We start from the raw sequence: 21089 nt of genomic DNA, 5'->3' as shown, positions 1-21089 counted from the left end.
ATTATGAAAAAAATTAAATGGATCATCCTAAGTTTGGTCGCTTTGGTGGCCTTGTTCATTTTTGTAGGCATGCCCTACCTAAAAAAACAGACCAAGAAAATCAGTCCGGAAGTCACGAAAAATTACAACCAAAACGGCTTCGACCTATCGATCAATTATTCCGCACCGTTTAAAAAAGACCGTGTGATATTTGGGGAGCTTGTCCCCTATGATAGGGTCTGGCGTACCGGGGCCAACGAGCCCACGATCTTTGCTACGGCAAATGCCATAAAAATCATCGACAAACCGCTACCTGCCGGCTCCTATTCTTTTTGGACCGTACCGGGTGAAACCAGTTGGAAGGTGATTTTCAATAGTGAAATACCCGATTGGGGCGTTACCATTCTCAGTGGCGGTAAAGAAACCACAAGAAACCCTGAAGCCGATGTCATAACGGTCGAAGTGCCCTCGGGACAAATCGCTTCCGTACAAGAACAACTTACCTTAAATTTCGAGGATGACGGGCAATTGTACCTTGTGCTTTCTTGGGATCATACCAAAATAAAAGTACCCCTCAATAAAAAATAAGGCAGCTGATATCCCTAAATCCCAAAATACGGTACAACGATTGAAGGCAGCCATTTTCACTGCCTTTTTGAAGATCCATGTCGGGAATAGTGTTTCACTAATAAAAAGCATAAATTTGCGCCACTATAATTTTACGGCATGCAACCTATCACAGAATCATTACTTTCAATTGTTGTTCCCCTTTACAATGAAGAGGAAAATGTAGTCTTATTGACCCAAAAAATCCATGAAAGTCTAGTTGGTTACCAATACCAAATCATCTATATAGACGACTTTTCAAAGGACGGTACCCGAAAGGTGGTCAAGGACATGAAAGATGATAAGGTACACCTTATAGAGCTCAAGAAGAATTACGGACAGAGTTTGGCCTTGGCGGCCGGTTTGGACTATGCCGAAGGGGAATATATCATTACCATGGACGGCGATCTACAAAATGACCCCAGTGATATTCCCCAAATGTTGGCTTATGCCGTAAACGAGGAATACGATGTGATTACCGGAATACGACAAAAACGGAAGGATTCATTGGTCAAAAAAATTCCTTCGAAGATTGCTAATTTTTTGGTTCGAAGGGTTACCAAACTCGATATTAAGGATAATGGCTGTGCCTTAAAGGTCTTTACCAAGGATATTGCCAAAGATTTGAACCTTTACGGTGAAATGCATCGTTTTATAACCTTGCTCGCCCATTTGGAAGGAGCACAGATAAAACAGGTTCCCGTAAAACACCATGCACGACATGCCGGGGTTTCCAAATACGGATTGGAACGTGTCTTTAAGGTCGTTGCCGACATGATGCTGTTGCTTTTCATTCGAAAATATTTTCAACGGCCCATTCACCTTTTCGGCATCTTTGGCTTTTTGATGATCTTATTGGGCGTGTTCATCAACATATACCTCCTAATCGTAAAATTCGGTTTTGGAGAGGATATCGGCACACGTCCGTTATTGATCTTCGGTCTAATGTTCATCTTGGCAGGTATTCAGGTCTTTACCATCGGTATTGTCATGGAACTCCTGATCAGGACCTATTACGAGTCACAGAAGAAAAGGCCTTATCGAATTAAAAAAGTAACGATTGGATAAAAGGTTGCGTAAAAAACTGGTAACAATAGCCAAAATTGCCATTAGTGCGATTTTAATCTATTTTATATTTACCAAGGTCGATTTTAAAGAGGTAGTCCAAACCGTAAGGAAATCGAATCCGTTTTACCTGATGGCCGCCATCTTGTTTTTTATAGGTTCAAAGGTCTTGGCATCGGTAAGGCTCAACCTTTATTTTCATGGACTCCAGGTAAAACTCACCCAAAAAAGCAATCTGCAACTCTATCTATTGGGCATGTTCTACAATCTCTTTTTACCCGGCGGAATCGGCGGGGATGCCTATAAAGGATACCTTATCAAAAAAGAATTCGAGGTAAGTACCAAAAAGGTCGTTTCGGTATTGGTACTCGATAGGTTAAGCGGCTTGTTATTGCTTTTTATTTACGCCTGTATCTTGGGAATACTTTTAGATACCCCATGGTTAAACCCCTACGACACACCTATCGGTATCCTGGCCCTATTGGCCGTAATCGTATTTTGGTTTCTGAACAAACGCTTTTTTCATTTCGTACTGCCCATTTTTTGGCGATCTTTTGGCTTTTCTGCCTTAGTACAGCTTTGTCAATTGATTTGTGTGGTTTTTATCTTATTCGCCTTAAAAATCGACACGAACAACATTTCCTATCTCTTTATCTTCTTGATTTCATCCATCGTTTCGGTCCTACCATTGACCATCGGAGGTATCGGGAGCCGCGAAGTGACCTTCTTTTATGGGGCTACACTTTTGGCTTTGGACGAAAACACATCGATCGGTATAAGTATGGTCTTCTTCCTGATTACCGCATTGGTATCCCTGTTGGGGGTCATCTATCACTTCAAAAAGATAAAACTGAAAACAGCGCTTTAGTGAATATGTACCAAATGCATTTTTCCAAGGACTTTTTTTCTCGTATTCGGGTTCAGGAACTTTCCTTGTAATCGGGTTATTCGAAATTGCTTTTCGGTCAGCTGTCGGTCCCAATCCATACCGGAATTTTTCAATACCTCCAATTCCTTATCACTGGCATATACCCAAATATTCTTTTTATACTTTATATCGTCCACCGTGGTGATCTTAACCGGTCTTCGGTTGTAAAAATCCAACGCCCAAGTATGGTTCCCGGAAATCTTATAAATATTATCCGTAGCTATATTGTTTTGTTGAATCGTCTTTGCCATGGTAGATCCTGCCTGATATTCCAATAATGAGGGATAAAAATGGGTATTCAGGACCCCATTCAACAAAACGGAACTTATTGCCCCAATGGTAATGATCTTATAGAAATAATTCTCATGTTTCAGGCAATAGTAAATGATAAAGATACCCAAGACGGCCTTCCAGATATAACTGTAATAGGTCTCGGTTTTAAAAACGAAAAAACAAATGAAAGTCACAGCGATGAACACCACCGCCAGAATGAAATATTGGAATCCCAATAAGACCTTTTTCAACCTATCCTTCCTTTCGGTATATAAACCGTATAAATACCCCGCGGAAAGCACTGCGAACAAGGGTATGGTGATATTAAGGTAATGGGGCAGTTTAAACTGGGCAAAACTGATGATGATAAAGATCAAAGTTATTCCTCCCAACGTCAAAAACTCCTGCTGGGGTTCGTAACTGATTTTCGATTTTATCAACGCCTTGACCTTTTGTCCATAAGCCATAAGACCAATTACCGTCCAGGGAAGAAACACCCATAGGAACGTATGGAAAAAGAAAAAGTAATCACTGCTGTTCTTACCTACCCCTTCCCCACTTAGGCGCTCAAAACTCTGTTCCCAAAATATAAAGAAGATTCCACTTCTATTGCCTTTTCCCCGTATGATCTTTTCCGGATGCAAATCAAATTGGTGGTAATAGGCATACAACATGGGCGTAATGACCACGGCAAAAACCAATAATCCGACCATTACCCTCCAGTTCAGGAACATTTTCCATTTTCGGGAGTAGGCCAAGTGACAAAGTATGGGCAACCCAATGACCAAAAGGGCAATTTGTCCCTTGGTCGAAAAAGCAATTCCCGCCCCAAAGGTTCCGAGAACCATATGTTTCAGGGAGTTTTTCTCAATATAGGCCGCCAAATGCCAAATGGAAAAAATAGCGAATCCCGTCAATACCGCATCGGTGCGAACATCAATGGCCCCCAAGACAATCGTTTGGCTGCTCATGAAAATCAATGCGGCAATTTTACCTACTTCCGTATTATAAAGTAATCTGCCCAATCCAAAACATCCATAAGCCCCTAATAAGGTAGCGAGTATTCCGGGAATGCGGTAGGCCCAATCGTGCAGTCCGAAAATCTTGAACGATAAGGCCGCCAACCAATAATGCATATGGGGTTTGTCCAAATATTCCGCCGGACCCTTAAAAAGGTTTATAAAATCATTTTCCTGTACCATCCGCATGGCCATCACCGCGAACTGGGCCGAATCATTCTCGAAAAGGGTCACGAACATTCCAGCGACATACACCAGCACGACAAGTATCAACAAAAACCAATACCGGGTATTTGAAATCATAGATGAAATTTATGAAGTGAAAAGATAAATAACTTTGTAAATAACCAGCCCAAACCCGAACCAATTAAAATGCCGGTCAACACATCCAAAGGAAAGTGTACCCCGATATAAATACGACTATAGGCAACGAAAAGGGCCCATAGGAACAATAGCGCCCCTATGCGTTTGAATTTTGGCTTTAATAAAAATGTGAAAAAGGTGGCAATCGCGAATGAATTGGCCGCATGGGCCGAGAAATAACCGAATTGACCCCCACACCATCCTTTGACCAAGCGCATCAAAGGACGTACCCCTGGATCATGACATGGCCTTAAACGCTGTACACCATATTTAAAGAAATTGGCCAATTGATCGGTAACCAAAATCAATAGGGCCACAGTAACCAATACAACCAACATCTTACGCAGTCCCATAAGCCGATACGACAAAACAAGTACGATAAGATAGATGGGAATTGAACTTAATTTATTGGTAACGAACATCCAAAAACCATCCCAAGTGGGATTTCCCAGACCATTGAGAAATAAAAACAGTTCCTTATCGAGCTGAACAAGTTCTTCGAGCATAGGGATCAATCTTCGTATCGAGAAACTTCCCTATCGTAAAAAGCGGTGGCTGCTTCGATAAGACTTTCCGCCTCCGATTCAAGTTCTTTTTCATCCTCCTTGGTAAAATCCTCAAACCACTCCACCTCATCATCCTCTAGATTGATGATAAACCTAGGATACTCGGTATGTATGATGAAAATGGCATTGGGCAGATCGGTATTATCGCCTAAAATGAATTTTGGTAGTTCCATATAAATAGTAAAATTAATCCACAATCAACTTTTTGGTCAAATAATTAAATCGAAGATACAACATAATCGCCGATGCGCTCAATCCCGTAAGCAATCCTATCCAAATTCCAGCACTCTTAAGATCCGTATACAATCCACAATAAAACGATATGGGGAACCCTATGACCCAATATGCAATAAATGTGATCAAGGTAGGTACCTTCACGTCTTGCAGTCCACGTAAAGCCCCTAATACCACAACCTGAATACCGTCGGAAATCTGAAAGAAAGCCGCCACCAACAACAATTGTGCCGCCACAAGGATCACCTCGGTATTATCCGCCATATTCCGGACATCATCAACATCCAAATAAATTGTAGGGAACCAATGTCTACCCCATAAAAACAATATGGCAAAGCCGATCTCGATGATTAAGGTCAACAAGAATATAGATCGGGCGATACGTCGAAGCTCCTGGAAATTACGCAGGCCTTTTTGATTACCCACTCGAATCATGGCCGCAACACCGAGTCCCGTACCGAACATAAAGGTCATACTGCTCAGGTTCAAGGCTATTTGGTTGGCCGCCTGTGCATTTTTACCCAACACCCCACTCAACCAAACCGCAGCGGTGAAAATGGCCACTTCAAATAACATTTGCAAGGCCGATGGAAACCCAAGACCCATGATCTTTCGAATTACCTTTTTCTCAATCTGCCCAAAGTTGAATCCGGTAACATAATCTTGGAATTTCTTTTTCCTTTTCAATAAGTACCAGATGTACAATACCATCAAACATCGGGAGACCAACGTCCCAATGGCAGCGCCTACGATACCCAATTTAGGGAATCCGAAAGAACCGAATATCAACAAATAATTCAATACAATGTTCACCACATTCGCAATGACGGTGGCATACATGGGATATTTGGTCTGGGACAACCCTTCGGAAAACTGTTTGAAGGCCTGGAAAACGATCAAGGGTACCAAGGAAAAAGCCACAAGATCCAGATAGGGCATGGCCAAGGTTACTACCTCGGGTGGTTGCTTCATTAAATACATTATGGGCTTAAGCAATAATATGATCCCGAACAAAGTCAATCCCAAAACGGTACATAATACCAGTCCATGCTTTAAAGCGTTTTTGGCATCGGCCTTGTTGCCCCCCCCATCAGCTTCTGCCACCAAGGGGGTAATCGCAGTGGAAAAACCGATACCCAAAGACATTGCAATGAACACGAAACTGTTCCCTAAGGAAACGGCCGCCAATTCCGCGGTTCCCAATTGCCCCACCATGATATTATCGGCAAGGGCCACAAAAGTATGTCCTAACATACCGAGTATCACGGGAACGGATAATCTAATGTTATATCTAAATTCTTTGGTATATTGTTGAAACAAGGCGCTGAAAGGTTATGTATTATCGGTTTATTGTACTGTTATTTTTACGTTGGTAATTTATGGATCATCGAATCCCAGGCAATGGCCCTGTTGGACCCGTGCGAATCTTGCCGAAGCGGGCGTAAATTCCCTCAAAAAGATCCATGGCACCTATTGACTATTCCGACAGGGTTTTGGCCTCTTCCCAATAGACATCCATTTCCCCGAGGGTCATTTCTTTCAAGGATTTTCCGGCTTCCCTTGCTTTGGTTTCCAAATATTGGAACCGATCTATGAACTTCTTATTGGTCCGTTCCAAGGCATTCTCAGGGTTAATGTTGAGGAAACGGGCATAGTTGATCATCGAAAACAAGACATCGCCGAACTCCGCTTCCATTTTATCGGAGTTCCCGGCCTTTATTTCATCCTGCAATTCGCCAAGTTCCTCTTTCAATTTCTCGAATACCTGCTGGGGTTCTTCCCAATCGAATCCCACCCCGGCCACCTTATCCTGGACACGATTGGCTTTTACTAAGGCAGGCAAGCCCTTAGGCACGCCTTCCAAAACACTTTTTTTACCTTCTTTCAGCTTAATATTCTCCCAATTCCTTTTTACTTCCTCTTCGTCCTTCACCTTTACGTCTCCGTAAATATGCGGGTGCCTATGGATCAATTTCTCACAGATACCGTTACAGACATCGGCGATATCGAAATCACGGGTTTCAGAACCTATTTTTGCATAAAAAACGATATGGAGCAATAAATCGCCCAACTCCTTTTTGACCTCGACCAAATCATTTTCAAGAATGGCATCCCCCAATTCATAGGTCTCCTCGATGGTTAAATGCCTTAAGGTCTGCATGGTCTGTTTTTTGTCCCACGGGCACTGTTCCCGTAGTTCATCCATAATGGTCAATAAACGATCGAATGCCTTTAACTGAAGTGCTCTAGAATCCATGGATATGCTTTTGGCAAAAGTACGAATACAATTAGTTTATTTCTAAAGGCTTTATCACACATTTTTTAATTACCTTATATCTCCTAAAAACATCATTGAAAAGCAATGAAAATTCAACCTGTCCATATGGTACTTATAGCTGTTATGACGACAGTGGTTTCTGGACAACCCCCAAAATCCAGTAGCTTGGGCATTTTTGACAACCACAATGATATCGGCCAGGTCCAACACAAAGGTTGGGCCAGTTATGATGCCCAGGACAACACCTATACCGTCTCGGGAAGCGGCACGGACATAGGGTCCCGTACCGATGAATTCCATTTTATTTGGAAAAAAACATCGGGAAATATATCCCTGTCGGCACTTATTGAAATGATGGGTGAGGATACCGACCCCCACCGAAAGGCCAGTTTAATGATTCGTCAAAACCTGGAACCGGATGCCCCATATGTCAATGTCACATTACAAGGAAACGGACTCACCGCCATGCAATTCAGGGAAACCAAAGGCGGATTGTCGCGTGAAATACGATGTAAGGATCGGGCACCGGACAAAATCCAAATACGGAAAGTTGGGGATTATTATACCATGTATACCGGTTATTCGCAAAATAAAATGGAGATTGCCGGAGGTTCTTTGCGCCTGCCATTAAAATCCCCTTTTTATATTGGTCTTGGGGTTTGTTCGCATAATAGGGAGGTTCTTGAAACCATGAAATTCAAGAACGTGGTATTTGAGCGGAACTTAGCACCAATCAACACCGTCACCAAGGTCGAAAGCAGTCTGGAAATCCTTGATATCGTTTCCTTGGACCGCAGTGAGGTTTACCATACCCAAAGCCATATCGAAGCCCCCAATTGGACCCCCGATGGCAAATATTTAATCTACAATAGTGAAGGCCTGCTGTATAAAATGAATATTGCAAACGGTGTACAAGAACAAATCCCTACCGGTTTTGCCCATAGGATCAACAATGACCACGGACTATCACCGGATGGGACACAAATAGTGATCAGCGATGAAACTGAAACCGGGAATTCAATGATCTATTCCCTTCCGATCGAAGGAGGGGACCCCAAAAAAATCACCTCCAAAGCCCCTTCTTACTGGCATGGTTGGTCACCAGACGGTAAAACTTTGGCCTATTGTGCGGAACGTCGTGGCAATTACGATATTTACACCATTCCTTTTGAAGGGGGCAAAGAAATACGCCTTACCTCAGCCAAAGGACTCGATGACGGCCCGGATTATTCCCCTGATGGCCAATACATCTACTTTAATTCCACGCGAACGGGAACGATGCAAATATGGCGGATGAAGCCTGACGGTACGGATCAGGAACAGGTTACCACGGATGCCTATAACGATTGGTTTGCCCACCCTTCCCCCGATGGAAAATGGATAGCTTATGTTACTTTCGGTACCGACGTGCCTGCAGGTGCACACCCTCCCAATAAAGACGTCATGCTGCGGCTAATGGATTTAAAAACAAAAGAAGTGACCGTTTTGGCAAAATTGTTCGGAGGTCAAGGAACCATCAATGTACCCTCTTGGTCACCTGATAGTAAAAAATTGGCTTTTGTGAGTTATCACCCTGTTAAATAAAAAACAATGAACCCCTTTAAAATCTTTTCTTCCCGTATGTTTAACGGATTACTTTTTCTTGTCGGTACATGCTTTTACGCCACTTCCCAAGAAAATTCGATCATACCCGAGAATGCTGAACCGGTTTTAATCGCATCGGCGTATGAATTCACCGAGGGACCAGCTGCCGACAAGGAGGGCAATGTCTATTTTACCGACCAGCCCAATGACCAAATCGTCAAATGGTCTGCAAGTGACAACACCTTGGAAATTTTCTTAAAACCCTCAGGACGTTCCAATGGGCTCTATTTCGACAATGATGGTAATCTCATCGCCTGTGCCGACGAAAAGAACGAATTATGGCTCATTGACAAACAAAAGAATATAACTATCCTGGTTGATGGTTTTGACAATAAAAAAATGAATGGCCCCAATGACCTATGGATCGATTCGAAAGGCGGGATATACCTCACAGATCCTTTTTACAAAAGACCATGGTGGGAACATGAGGAACCGGAACAAGCAGCGAGCCGGGTTTACTACCTGACCCCGGACAAAAAAAACCTTAGAATAGTTGCCGATGGTTTTGTCCGCCCAAATGGAATTATCGGTAGCCCTGATGGGAAAACCCTTTATATTGCCGACATCGGAGATGATAAGACCTATTCCTATTCGATTACCGAGAACAATGCTCTAACCAATAAAAAACTTTTTGCCGCCATGGGTTCCGACGGAATGACATTGGATAGTAAAGGAAATGTATATCTTACAGGGGATGGGGTTACTGTTTTCAATAATAGAGGGGAACAAATACATCATATTCCCATTGATCGGAAATGGACGGCAAATGTCACCTTCGGAGGCAAAGAACACAACAAACTCTTCATCACCGCTATGAATTCGGTGTACATTCTGGATATGAATGTAACGGGGGCCCATTGAAAAAGTCATTTATTTTAATGCTTCGTCCTGTAGATGAAACCGCAGAAAGTGAGTTCAAAGCACTTAACGTGTTGCGGGTTTAACTTTAAACGTTGTAAAACACATTCGATTGCAAAAGCACTGTTCAAAAGCACACTGAAGCCTTTATTACCACCCTATTCGATGATATATTCGATAGGGACCTCCCTTTACAGGGGCTTGTTGGGGCAATTGGCCCTTAGTCCATAATGGCAGGACGATCTCCAATACCTTTGCGGAACCTTTTGGAAATGCGGAAGTGTCGATAACCTTAGAAGAAAAAAAGCCCCTCTGCCCATAGGACTACCGTTAACTTTTCCGCATTGGCAGGCCTAAAGGGAACTTATGATCCGGTACCCCATGGCACGGTCCTTTTTGGCGACTCCAAAACCTGCCCCTACAAATGTCCCGCACTGAATAGCCTAGTTACTAAAAGCAATTCCACCTCGAAACCGATGTCTAATATCATCCTAAAACGAATGGCAGAAAGGTTCACATAACATGCATTCGCCATCCCGATGGCCCAACCTAATACTACGAAACAAAAAGATGGAATTCTTTTGCCTTTCCGAGAATTCATCGTAATATTGCAATGAATTTATAAAAAAACAAAATGGGACTTACAAAAACCGAAATGTTCACCGATCTTCAGAATGAAATAGCGCTGTTTTCAAAAGCCTTTGGACACCCTGCAAGAGTTGCCATTTTACAACACTTGTTCAGAATAGAAGGTTGTATCTGTGGTGACTTGGTGGAAGAAATAGGATTGGCCCAACCTACAATTTCACAACATTTGAAAGAATTGAAACAATTGGGATTGATTAAGGGCAATGTGGAAGGGACAAGTATCTGCTATTGCATCGATGTTGAAAATTGGTCGAAAATGAAAAAAATCATGCTTGACTTTTTGGACCAGGACATCACGACCGGAAAATGTTGCTGATATTTTCATTTTGAAGCTATTAACGAAACATGTATAAACTATGGAAAAAGAACAAGAACTGAAGAACATCGTTAAAGAAAAATACGCAAAAATCGCAGAACAGGGAAAAGTTGAAAACGCCTCCTCATGTTGCGGGGCCACCACTCCATCCAATAAAGTATATAACATCATGATGGATGATTATACCGACACCAAGGGTTATGCCGAAGAAGCCGATTTAGGATTGGGATGTGGACTACCTACACAATTCGCCGACATTCATAAAGGGGATACGGTCATTGATTTGGGCTCCGGAGCCGGTAACGACTGTTTTGTAGCCCGACACGAAACCGGAAGTGAAGGGAAGGTCATCGGAATAGACTTTACCCCCAATATGATAACTAAGGCCCGAAACAATGCCGAAAAACTGGGTTATAACAACGTAGAGTTCAGGTTGGGAGATATTGATGACATGCCCGTTAATGATAATGTCGCCGATGTTGTGGTAAGCAACTGTGTGTTGAACCTCGTCCCCAATAAGGAAAAAGTTATTTCCGAAATGTACCGGGTGTTGAAACCTGGTGGACATTTTAGTGTTTCCGATATTGTTTTGGTAGGCGAATTACCCGATTCCCTTCGGGAGGATGCCGAAATGTACGCCGGCTGTGTCGCAGGTGCCATCCAAAAAGAGGATTACCTACAAATAATGATAGGGCGTGGATTTAAAAACTTAAAGATCCAAAAAGAAAAACCCATCGTGATTCCTGAGGACATCCTTATCAAATACCTTAGTCCGGAGGAAGTAAAGACTTTCAATAAAGGGGAAACAGGAATATTCAGTATCACGGTTTATGCGGAAAAACCGGGAACAGCAATGGAAAAAGAAAAAATCACACTTTCCGAAATAAAACCGGAATCATCATGTAACCCAAATAGCGGGTGCTGTTAAATTTAAATAAAAAAGAAAATGACAACCACAGATTGCTTGTTTGAAAAAATAGGGAACATTGTTTCCACGCTCAAAACAGAAACAATATCCAACGAGCGTAAAGAAACCCTTCAACCGTTGATCGACTTTATACAATCAAAGGTAAATGATAAAAAAGACATCAGGATAAACTTTATCTGCACCCACAATTCGAGGCGAAGCCATTTATCGCAAATTTGGGCGCAGACCTTGGCCCATCACTTTAACATCCCCAACGTTCGCTGTTATTCCGGAGGCACCGAGGCAACGGCCCTTTTTCCGATGGTGGTACAGACCCTACAGGATTCCGGATTTCAAATCGAAAAACTTTCCGAAGGGACAAACCCGGTCTATAGCATCAAATATGGGGAGAATGAACACCCTGTCATTGGTTTTTCCAAAAAACTGGACAGTGCATTCAATCCGGCGTCAGGATTTGCGGCTATCATGACGTGCTCACAGGCAGATGGCGGCTGTCCGTTCATTGTTGGGGCCGAAAAAAGGATTCCCATAACTTTTGAAGATCCCAAGGCTTTTGACAATACGCCGCTACAAGCAGCTAAATACAGCGAAAGAAGTCTACAGATCGCTACTGAATTATTCTATGTTTTCTCCCAAATCAATTCTTAAAAATGGCAACGATTAAAAAATTAAGTTTCTTGGACAGCTACCTTACCCTTTGGATTTTCATTGCAATGGCTTTGGGGGTCGGTATCGGTTATTTTATTCCTTCATTTCCTGACATCATCAATTCATTCAGTAGCGGAACCACGAACATCCCCATAGCAATCGGATTGATCTTAATGATGTACCCTCCTTTGGCGAAGGTCAACTATGCACTCTTGCCAAAAGTATTTCGGAACACCAAGATTTTATCCATCTCACTTATTTTGAATTGGATCGTCGGCCCTGTTTTAATGTTCATTTTGGCAATTACTTTTTTAAGGGATTATCCCGAATATATGGTAGGACTCATATTGATAGGTTTGGCACGTTGTATAGCCATGGTCCTTGTATGGAATGATCTGGCCGAAGGTAGTAGCGAGTATGGAGCAGGTTTAGTGGCGCTGAACAGTATTTTCCAAGTATTCGCCTATAGCTTCTACGCGTGGATATTCATTACCGTACTGCCTCCTTATTTTGGTTTTGAAGGTGCCATCGTCGACATATCCATAGGTACTATCGCTGAAAGCGTGGCCATCTATTTAGGCATACCTTTCTTGTTGGGCATTTTAAGTAGGTTGCTATTGGTAAAACTCAAGGGGGAAGAATGGTACACGAAGAAATTCATCCCTACCATTTCTCCTTTGACCTTGATCGCTCTGTTGTTCACCATCATTGTGATGTTCTCCCTAAAAGGTGAATTGATCGTTCAAATCCCTATGGATGTCCTTATCATAGCCGTACCGCTTCTGGTATATTTCAGCCTCATGTTCTTCATTGGATTCTTCTTTACCAAAGCCATGGGAGCGGAATATGACAAAACCGCTGCCGTAGCATTCACTGCTGCCGGTAATAATTTTGAATTGGCAATTGCCGTTGCCATTGCCGTATTCGGCCTTAATTCCGGACAGGCATTTACAGGGGTCATAGGACCTTTGGTCGAAGTACCTGCCCTCATTTTATTGGTTAGGATAGCTTTTTGGCTCCGTAAAAAATATTATAAAAAAGCGATTGCCTAAGGCCTTAAAATGGAATACCATCTAAAAAAACACTGATTTTTAAGTCAGTGTTTTTTTTAGATTCGGTTAAAAGGATATTTTTGTTTCTTTGACTACCCAAACCAAGGAATGGAATTGTTTCGATAAAAAAAATTATGTGGATGATATGTATTGGACAGTTTCAAGTTGATTATTTCAAACGAGGATGACAAAACCCAACAAAAGGATCAAACAAGCCCAGACGTTAAGGATATTTCGAAAAATCCATCGTCTCACCGGTGCAGCACTTTTCATCTTCTTCTTTTTTGTATCGATAACCGCCTTACTCTTAGGTTGGAAAAAACACAGCAACGGGGTTTTATTGCCCGAAACCTATGTAGGTTCCTCAACAGATCTTAAGCAATGGTTACCCCTGGACAGTTTGCATATAAAAGCTATTGCTGTCTTACATGATTCCGTCTCCCCTAGCCTTTCCACCAAACTCGATCGTATTGATGTACGTAAGGGAAAAGGTACGGTAAAATTTGTTTTTGACGAGCACTTTTGGGGCATTCAACTCGATGGAGCCACAGGAGAAGTCTTGCATGTAGACAAAAGGTATAGCGACGTTATCGAGAACATCCACGATGGTTCTATCCTCGATAAGTATTTCAATACCTCGGACGGTCAGATAAAAGTGGTTTACACCTCTATAATGGCCATTGCCCTACTCATTTTTACGATTACGGGATTTTGGCTTTGGTACGGTCCAAAAAGGATGAGAAAAAGCAAGGTAAGACGTTAAATTTCAAATGACCGTTATTTCATTCAAAAACAAAAGGCGGTCAAAAGACGCACGTACCTATCCCTAGGGTAAGAATCCGATCAATTGGTCAAGTAGTGCCCTTTACAACCGGATCCCAGCGTTACCGCTTAATCCCAATTTTGTGAATTATGCATGCTATGGGGAATTGAAACCTGACAAGTTTTCAAATTTCAAAAGATTAGGAGTATATTTAAAAGCAAATATTCGGAATGAGATTTTATATACCCGCTTTCGTATTTTTTATGGCCCTTCTAGGGTATTCCCAAAATCCGACACCCTTTGAAAATGAAGTGGCGCAAATTAAAAAAAAGTACGCCCCCTTATCGCATACCGACACCGAAACAATCGTTTTTACGGGAAGTTCAAGTATACGCATGTGGCACGACCTACAAGAGAGATTTCCCGATCACCAAATCATCAATTCAGGTTTTGGTGGTTCGCAAGCAACAGACCTTTTGGCATATTCCGATGACTTGATCCTAAGGTATAATCCCAGCAAGGTTTTTATTTATGAAGGTGACAATGATGTCGCTTCGGGAAAAAAAACAAAGGCCATCTTAACTACGATACAACAACTCATTGATAAAATACGCACTAATTCATCGACCACGGCAATCATCCTTATTTCTACCAAACCAAGTTTGGCCCGCTGGAAGTTAAGACGCAAATACCAACGCCTGAATCGCAAATTCAAAAAGTTTTGCAAAACCGATAAGCTCATATCCTATGCAGACATTTGGAGCCCCATGTTAGATGGAAGGAAATTGATTCCGGACTTATTCATCGAAGACGGCCTTCACATGAACGCCAAAGGATATGACATTTGGCATTCTGCCTTAGAACCATTCATTGACAATTAAATCAACAATCGCTTAAGCCAATTAACCATGATTAAACCCATTGTAACAAGAATCTTGTCCATGCTCTGTATCATTGCTTTGATTACGGCCTGTCAAGAAGAGCGGAAACCTATTGAATTCCCCCCTACCGATTTGGCCGAAGGGAACATGATTCCAAAACCGCTCAAGGTAATCCCAACGAACAAAGCCTTTGGATTAGACCGTTACACGGCTATCCATACCAACCAAAAAGATGAAGGCTTCGCCGAAATAGGACACTATTTAGCCGATAAGATCAAGGCTAAAATAGATTTGGATATTCCTGTCAATGAAGAAGGAACCAATCCTATCGAGCGTATTATCTATATCAATCAGTCAGACAGTCTGGAACTTAAAGCCCCGGAATCTTACCAACTTTACATTACCCAGGATTCGATCATTATAAACTCGAATACGGCAGTAGGTGCTTTCAGGGGGATACAGACCTTACGCCAGATAATTCCGGAAGTGGGCAACGACACCCTGGCCGAGCAACGTATATGGCCAATACCATCGGGTAAGATCATCGACCGACCTACGTTCGGGTTTCGCGGAGCCATGCTCGATGTGGCCCGACACTTCTTTAGTGTTGCCGATGTAAAGAAGTATATCGATCTTTTGGCCTACTATAAAATAAACGTACTTCATTTACACTTGACCGATGACCAAGGCTGGCGAATTGAAATCAAATCATGGCCGAAATTGACCGAAATCGGGGGAGCCACGGAAGTCGGTGGGGAATCCGGTGGGTTCTACACCCAAGAAGACTATAAGGAAATCGTTGCCTATGCGGCAAGACACCATATGACCATTATACCGGAGGTGGATATGCCCGGACATACCAATGCGGCATCGGTCTCCTATCCTTTTCTGAACGGAAATGGCAAAATCGTAAAGCCTTATGAAGGCACCCATGTCGGCTTTAGCACATTTGACACAAGAAAAGATACCGTTTACGCCTTTATCGATGATGTGGTACGGGAGATTTCCGCCATAACCCCTGGGCCTTATTTTCATATCGGAGGGGATGAAAGCCACGTGACCAAAAAAAACGATTATATCCATTTTGTCGAAAAAGTGGAGAAAATCGTGCAAAAACACGGCAAACGGATGATCGGATGGGATGAAATTGCTTCCGCCAAGGTCGACACTACCTCGATCTCACAATATTGGTCGAATGGTAAAAACGCCCAAAAAGCGGTAAAAAGGGGAATGAAGATCATACTTTCCCCAGCAAAAAAAGCCTATCTGGATATGCAATATGATTCCCTGTCAAAACATGGCCTGCATTGGGCCGCCTATATCCCGGTCGATTCGGCCTATATATGGACACCGGAGGAATATGAAGGCATCCCCATGGACAATATCCTAGGTATCGAAGCCCCTTTATGGTCCGAAACCATAAGCAATATCGGGGAATTGGAATATTTGGCGTTTCCCCGTATTATCGGATATTCCGAACTTGGATGGACGACCAAGGAAAATCGGGACTGGGAAAATTACAAGGTACGCCTGGCCAACCAAACCCCTTATTTAGACCGCCATAAGGTGAACTTTTATGCTTCTCCCCTTATCGATTGGAAAAAAAACGAAAACACCAACGGGAATGAACCACAAGATGAATGACCTTGCCCCTTGCGCGAATAAACATAAACACGCAATGCTTCGTGACCCCGTAAAATAAAAAAAGCCCTGACCAAGTCAGGGCTTTTTTTTATTTGCTTTCCGTATCGGGAATTTATTCTTCCTCCAAGGCATTTTCGGAATCCGAATCCTTTACAAATTCGGTAATGCCGTTCTCGTGAAGGATGTTATACCATTGAATGACTTTTTTGATATCACTGGGGTACACACGGTCCTCATCATAATTGGGCAATACTTCGAAAAAGTACTCCTCCAATTTAAGTTTGTCTTCCTTATGCCCTATGGCGGTTTTCCCCCCTTTTTCCTTTAGCAGTATTTTTTGGAATACTTCCCCCAAGGGAATTTCTTCATCCAAAGTGTAAATAGCGATCTCTGACAATACGCTCACATTGCTATGTGCACTCACGGTAACACGTTTCTTATCCAACAAGGATTCGGCCACAAAACCTGAACGGGTTTGGGTCAGTAATTGATAAAGTCCCGGTTTCCCTCCTATCGACAATATTTTTTCTAAACTCATTCCTTAAAAAATTTCAGCTGCAAAGATGCTACTTTTCAATAAATAACTACGTTAAATTATCTGGCTTTTTTAATGTTCGGAAATCTCATGCGATAGTCCACATCTACTTTCCCTTTGGTTATATTGACCAATCGGCCCTTAAGCAAGCGCTTTTTCAAAGAAGATAATTTATCGGTGAACAGGATACCTTCGATATGATCGTATTCATGCTGGATCACCCTGGCCAAAACCCCGTCATAGGTTTCGGTATGTTCGTTGAAGTTCTCATCCACATAGGAGATGTTGATCGTGTCTTTTCTCAAAACATCCTCACGGATATCGGGGATACTAAGACAGCCTTCATTAAACGCCCATTCCTTACCGGTCTCCTTCGCTATCTTGGCATTTATGAATACTTTCTTAAATCCTTTAATGGTTTTCTGTTCAGCTTCGGTCAGTTCTTCATCATCCGCAAAAGGGGTCGCATCAACGACGAAAAGCCGTAAGGGAAGCCCTATCTGTGGGGCCGCCAAGCCCACCCCACTGGCCTTGTACATGGTCTCCCACATATTAGCTATCAATTCATCCAATTTGGGAAAATCCTTTTCAATCTCCTTTCCTACTTTTCGTAACACGGGGTCACCATAAGCGACAATAGGTAATACCATTTATCTTTTATTTATATAAGCCTGTAAAATCAGGGTTGCACTTATTTCATCTATCAACGCCTTATTCCTGCGTTGTTTCTTTTTGATTCCACCATCGATCATGGACTGGAATGCCATTTTTGAGGTAAAACGCTCATCTTGTCTTTCAATGGGTATGTCAGGAAATGTCCTGCCCAAATGCTTTAGGAAAGGGGTTATCAACTCCTCTGCCTGGGAGGGAGTATAATCCATCTGTTTGGGTTCCCCTACCACAAAACGCTCAACATTTTCCTCGGCCACATACTTCTTTAAAAAAGCAATGAGTTCCGGGGTATTTACGGTAGTCAGCCCTGAAGCAATGATCTGCAATTCATCCGTGATTGCGATTCCAGTGCGTTTTTTACCATAATCCAAAGCAACGATCCTACCCAAATCCTAGTTTTTGGCAAAAATAAACCATAAATTGTTATAACTATAAAAACACAGGATCAATTCAGGATTCTGCCCTTATATTTGTCAAAATTTTAAGAAGCAAAATGACAGAACTAAGACAGATCATAGAAAAAGCATGGGAAGATAGGGCACTATTGAAAGAAGCCGCGACCCAAAAAGCCATTAGGGAAGTAATCGATTTATTGGATGCCGGAAAACTGCGTTGTGCCGAACCCGGTGCCGATGGTTGGCAGATCAATGAATGGGTAAAAAAAGGTGTAGTCCTGTATTTCCCCATTCAAAAAATGGAAACCCTTGAAGCTGGGATTTTTGAATACCATGACAAGATTCCTTTAAAAAAGGGGTATAAAGAAAAAGGCATTCGGGTGGTACCCCATGCCGTAGCCAGACACGGCGCTTATATTTCCGCTGGCACTATCTTAATGCCCAGTTATGTGAATATCGGTGCTTATGTCGATGAAGGCACCATGGTCGATACTTGGGCTACCGTTGGTAGTTGTGCCCAAATTGGCAAGAATGTACATTTAAGTGGCGGTGTTGGCATTGGCGGGGTCCTAGAACCCCTACAGGCTGCTCCGGTAATCATAGAGGACAACGTATTCGTAGGTTCCCGATGTATCGTAGTGGAAGGTGTCCGTGTTGAAAAAGAAGCCGTATTGGGTGCCAATGTGGTCCTTACCGCTTCTACCAAAATCATAGATGTAACCGGTGATAGCCCTGTGGAACGAAAAGGTCTGGTACCTGCGAGGTCGGTCGTAATACCCGGAAGCTACACCAAAAAATTCCCCGCAGGCGACTATCAAGTACCCTGCGCATTGATCATTGGACAACGAAAGGAAAGCACGAACAAAAAGACATCTTTGAACGACGCACTTCGCGAATACGATGTTGCGGTTTAAAACTGCCATTTTCAAATAACCGACAAAAAACCCTACTCCATAGTAGGGTTTTTGTTTTACCGATTGTTTATAACTAAAGTGATTAATTCACATTCAATTGATTAACGTGGAAATAAAAAATATGTACTTTTGGTTTCAGATAGAAAAAATGTAGGAATTTTAAGTAGCACGCATACTTTTTTCGTTTTTTTTCTGTTATTTAAAGTACCGATTGGTCTAACCACCCAATGAAAACTAGACAATGCCAAAAGCCAAAGAAAAAGTAACCGCTTTAGTGATTACCTACAACGAAATGGGGTACATTGAAAAATGTATTGAATCCGTTTCTTTTGCTGATGAGATCATCGTTGTCGATTCCTATAGTACGGATGGCACCTATGAATACCTTTTAAACCACCCTAAGGTAAAGGTGATTCAACATCCATTTTCGAATTTCACTTCCCAAAAATCGTTTACCTTAAAACAGGCCAACAATGATTGGATACTGTTTCTGGATGCCGATGAAGTGGTTTCCGAAAACCTGAAGAATGAGATCTTGGATACGGTTGCGGGGGATTCGGATATTGCCGCCTATTGGTTTTATAGGGACTTTATGTTTCAAAATGAGCCATTGCGCTATAGTGGATGGCAAACGGACAAAAACTACCGACTGTTCAGAAAAAGCAAGGCCCGGTTTTCAGACAAAAAAATAGTGCATGAAACCTTGGTTGTCAATGGCACCTCAGGAATCTTCAAGGAAAAACTCACGCATTATTGTTATAAAAACCATGAGGATTACAAAGCAAAAATGCTGAACTACGGAAGGTTAAAGGCAAAAGAAGCCTTTTATCGCGAAAAAAAATTCAATTACTTGCTGCTACTGGCCAAACCCTCTTGGAAGTTTTTTAACCACTATATTATACGATTGGGCTTTTTGGATGGTAAAAAAGGATTTACGATCAGCCAATTGAACGCATTGGGCGTTTTGGAATATTGCAAGGAACTCAAACGACTGGAGAAAAAGAACGAATTGGCCTACTATTTGGTAATGCCATGATGGGCCCAAACCAGCTTTTTACTTTTGGTCTCTTTCCGTATTTCCATATTTTTAGCAATGGATTCCGGGGTTTTGTATCCCCTTTTATGATCCAAATGCACACAGACGGCACTATATCGTAATTGCTTGGATTTTATCCCAAAATTAAATAAGCGCTCTCCCAGTTCCCTATCCTGTCCCCCATATTGCATCCGCTCATCAAATCCATTGACATTAACGATATCTTTCTTCCAACCGGAAGAATTATGCCCGTTCCAACTGGCATTGGTGGGGGTAAACGTGTTGAATATCTTTGACAGGAATCCTTTTGCCGTGAGCTTATTGTTCTTAAAGGTCTTTGGAATCCCTTTTTCCTTTAACCAATGTATATTGAAACAATTCTGATTTTCTATATCCTCTTTAGTGATCGCTTTGGAAATATTCATTGGCAACATATAATATCCCCCGGAAATAAAATACCCGGGCTCTTTATTGATGTAATGTACTTGAACGAAATCTTCCCTAGGGATACAATCCCCATCGGTCATAATGATATAGTCGGAATTACACGCCACAACGGCCTTGTTCAATATACGTGATTTCTGGAACCCTTCATCTTCTTGCCAAACATGTACAATGGGATAAAACACTTCCTTGGACATGCTATCGATCAACGCCTTGGTCTTTGGCCCCGAACCATCATCGGCTATCACTACCTCAAAATTCCTGAATGTTTGGCAATTAAACCCCCAGAGCACCTTTTGAAGCCATTCCTCGGAATTGTAGGTACTTATGATTACAGAAATACTTGTTCCTTCCATACACCAATTTAGAATAATAAAATCCTATTTTTGAACTTTGAATT

At 42.2% G+C, this 21089-nt stretch carries 23 protein-coding genes; 14 read left to right on the top strand and 9 right to left on the bottom strand.

Annotation, left to right across the window (positions count from 1 at the left end; genetic code table 11):
* Positions 1-3 precede the first annotated feature (3 nt).
* The 3 genes from PHU20_RS08665 to PHU20_RS08655 all read left to right on the top strand — a co-directional run bounded on the left by PHU20_RS08665 (position 4) and on the right by PHU20_RS08655 (position 2518).
* Positions 4-567, top strand: coding sequence for a DUF2911 domain-containing protein (locus PHU20_RS08665; RefSeq protein WP_274824958.1), 564 nt, complete (start codon positions 4-6; stop codon positions 565-567).
* Positions 568-705: 138 nt separating this feature from the next.
* Positions 706-1653, top strand: a complete 948-nt coding sequence (locus tag PHU20_RS08660) for a glycosyltransferase family 2 protein (RefSeq protein ID WP_274824957.1) — start codon at positions 706-708, stop codon at positions 1651-1653.
* Positions 1646-2518, top strand: a complete 873-nt coding sequence (locus tag PHU20_RS08655) for a lysylphosphatidylglycerol synthase transmembrane domain-containing protein (protein WP_274824956.1) — start codon at positions 1646-1648, stop codon at positions 2516-2518. Before PHU20_RS08660 ends, PHU20_RS08655 begins: the two co-directional genes overlap by 8 nt.
* Here the strand turns inward: PHU20_RS08655 and PHU20_RS08650 are convergent.
* The 5 genes from PHU20_RS08650 to mazG all read right to left on the bottom strand — a co-directional run bounded on the left by PHU20_RS08650 (position 2515) and on the right by mazG (position 7290).
* Positions 2515-4173, bottom strand: a complete 1659-nt coding sequence (locus PHU20_RS08650) for an ArnT family glycosyltransferase (protein ID WP_274824955.1) — start codon at positions 4171-4173, stop codon at positions 2515-2517. The two genes, PHU20_RS08655 and PHU20_RS08650, sit on opposite strands and share 4 nt — an antisense overlap.
* On the bottom strand, positions 4170-4739 hold the full coding sequence (locus PHU20_RS08645; protein WP_274824954.1) for a phosphatase PAP2 family protein: 570 nt from the start codon (positions 4737-4739) through the stop codon (positions 4170-4172). Before PHU20_RS08645 ends, PHU20_RS08650 begins: the two co-directional genes overlap by 4 nt.
* A 5-nt stretch (positions 4740-4744) precedes the next feature.
* On the bottom strand, positions 4745-4972 hold the full coding sequence (locus tag PHU20_RS08640) for a hypothetical protein (protein ID WP_274824953.1): 228 nt from the start codon (positions 4970-4972) through the stop codon (positions 4745-4747).
* 13 nt (positions 4973-4985) lie between these two features.
* Complete coding sequence (locus tag PHU20_RS08635) at positions 4986-6353, bottom strand: MATE family efflux transporter (protein WP_274824952.1); 1368 nt, start codon at positions 6351-6353, stop codon at positions 4986-4988.
* Positions 6354-6510: 157 nt separating this feature from the next.
* Positions 6511-7290: a nucleoside triphosphate pyrophosphohydrolase gene (gene mazG / locus PHU20_RS08630; protein ID WP_274824951.1), complete on the bottom strand. Its 780-nt coding sequence runs from the start codon at positions 7288-7290 to the stop codon at positions 6511-6513.
* 105 nt (positions 7291-7395) lie between these two features.
* Between mazG and PHU20_RS08625 the strand changes: the two genes are divergently transcribed.
* From PHU20_RS08625 to PHU20_RS08585, 9 genes are all read left to right on the top strand, one after another.
* The gene (locus PHU20_RS08625; protein ID WP_274824950.1) at positions 7396-8895 is read left to right on the top strand and encodes a TolB family protein; all 1500 of its coding nucleotides are present in this window, start codon (positions 7396-7398) and stop codon (positions 8893-8895) included.
* Positions 8896-8931: 36 nt separating this feature from the next.
* A complete protein-coding gene (locus PHU20_RS08620) occupies positions 8932-9816 on the top strand; it encodes an SMP-30/gluconolactonase/LRE family protein (protein ID WP_274824949.1) in 885 nt (294 codons plus the stop codon).
* Between the two features lie 631 nt (positions 9817-10447).
* Positions 10448-10777: an ArsR/SmtB family transcription factor gene (locus PHU20_RS08615; RefSeq protein ID WP_274824948.1), complete on the top strand. Its 330-nt coding sequence runs from the start codon at positions 10448-10450 to the stop codon at positions 10775-10777.
* Between the two features lie 40 nt (positions 10778-10817).
* A complete protein-coding gene (locus tag PHU20_RS08610) occupies positions 10818-11705 on the top strand; it encodes an arsenite methyltransferase (protein ID WP_274824947.1) in 888 nt (295 codons plus the stop codon).
* An 18-nt stretch (positions 11706-11723) separates the two neighbouring features.
* A complete protein-coding gene (locus tag PHU20_RS08605; protein ID WP_274824946.1) occupies positions 11724-12353 on the top strand; it encodes an arsenate-mycothiol transferase ArsC in 630 nt (209 codons plus the stop codon).
* 2 nt (positions 12354-12355) lie between these two features.
* On the top strand, positions 12356-13405 hold the full coding sequence (arsB, locus tag PHU20_RS08600) for an ACR3 family arsenite efflux transporter (protein WP_274824945.1): 1050 nt from the start codon (positions 12356-12358) through the stop codon (positions 13403-13405).
* Positions 13406-13589: 184 nt separating this feature from the next.
* Positions 13590-14168, top strand: coding sequence for a PepSY-associated TM helix domain-containing protein (locus tag PHU20_RS08595; protein WP_274824944.1), 579 nt, complete (start codon positions 13590-13592; stop codon positions 14166-14168).
* Positions 14169-14398: 230 nt separating this feature from the next.
* The gene (locus tag PHU20_RS08590; protein WP_274824943.1) at positions 14399-15049 is read left to right on the top strand and encodes a GDSL-type esterase/lipase family protein; all 651 of its coding nucleotides are present in this window, start codon (positions 14399-14401) and stop codon (positions 15047-15049) included.
* A gap of 27 nt (positions 15050-15076) precedes the next feature.
* Positions 15077-16693 carry a family 20 glycosylhydrolase gene (locus PHU20_RS08585; RefSeq protein WP_274824942.1) on the top strand — a complete coding sequence of 539 codons (1617 nt, stop codon included), beginning with the start codon at positions 15077-15079 and terminating at the stop codon, positions 16691-16693.
* Between the two features lie 112 nt (positions 16694-16805).
* Here PHU20_RS08585 and PHU20_RS08580 read toward each other — a convergent pair whose 3' ends face one another.
* Genes PHU20_RS08580 through ruvX form a run of 3 tightly spaced genes read right to left on the bottom strand, consistent with a single transcriptional unit; the run spans position 16806 to position 18289 of the window.
* A complete protein-coding gene (locus PHU20_RS08580; protein WP_274824941.1) occupies positions 16806-17231 on the bottom strand; it encodes a DUF5606 family protein in 426 nt (141 codons plus the stop codon).
* 56 nt (positions 17232-17287) lie between these two features.
* Positions 17288-17878, bottom strand: coding sequence for a peptide deformylase (def, locus tag PHU20_RS08575; protein ID WP_274824940.1), 591 nt, complete (start codon positions 17876-17878; stop codon positions 17288-17290).
* Entirely contained in the window at positions 17879-18289 is a 411-nt protein-coding gene (gene ruvX, locus PHU20_RS08570) for a Holliday junction resolvase RuvX (protein WP_274824939.1), read from the bottom strand. It lies immediately after the preceding gene.
* A 104-nt stretch (positions 18290-18393) separates the two neighbouring features.
* On the opposite strand from ruvX, the gene PHU20_RS08565 reads away from it, so the two are divergent.
* A complete protein-coding gene (locus tag PHU20_RS08565; RefSeq protein WP_274824938.1) occupies positions 18394-19209 on the top strand; it encodes a 2,3,4,5-tetrahydropyridine-2,6-dicarboxylate N-succinyltransferase in 816 nt (271 codons plus the stop codon).
* A 241-nt stretch (positions 19210-19450) separates the two neighbouring features.
* Positions 19451-20245, top strand: coding sequence for a glycosyltransferase family 2 protein (locus tag PHU20_RS08560; protein ID WP_274824937.1), 795 nt, complete (start codon positions 19451-19453; stop codon positions 20243-20245).
* On the opposite strand, the gene PHU20_RS08555 is transcribed toward PHU20_RS08560, so the two are convergent.
* A complete protein-coding gene (locus PHU20_RS08555; protein WP_274824936.1) occupies positions 20227-21045 on the bottom strand; it encodes a glycosyltransferase family 2 protein in 819 nt (272 codons plus the stop codon). The genes PHU20_RS08560 and PHU20_RS08555 overlap by 19 nt on opposite strands.
* Positions 21046-21089 lie beyond the last annotated feature (44 nt).

This window comes from Maribacter polysaccharolyticus (genome assembly GCF_028882255.1).
Taxonomy (GTDB): Bacteria; Bacteroidota; Bacteroidia; order Flavobacteriales; family Flavobacteriaceae; genus Maribacter_A; species Maribacter_A polysaccharolyticus.
The sequence above is the reverse complement of the archived record's forward strand: the minus strand, read 5'-3'. Positions and strand labels throughout refer to the sequence as shown.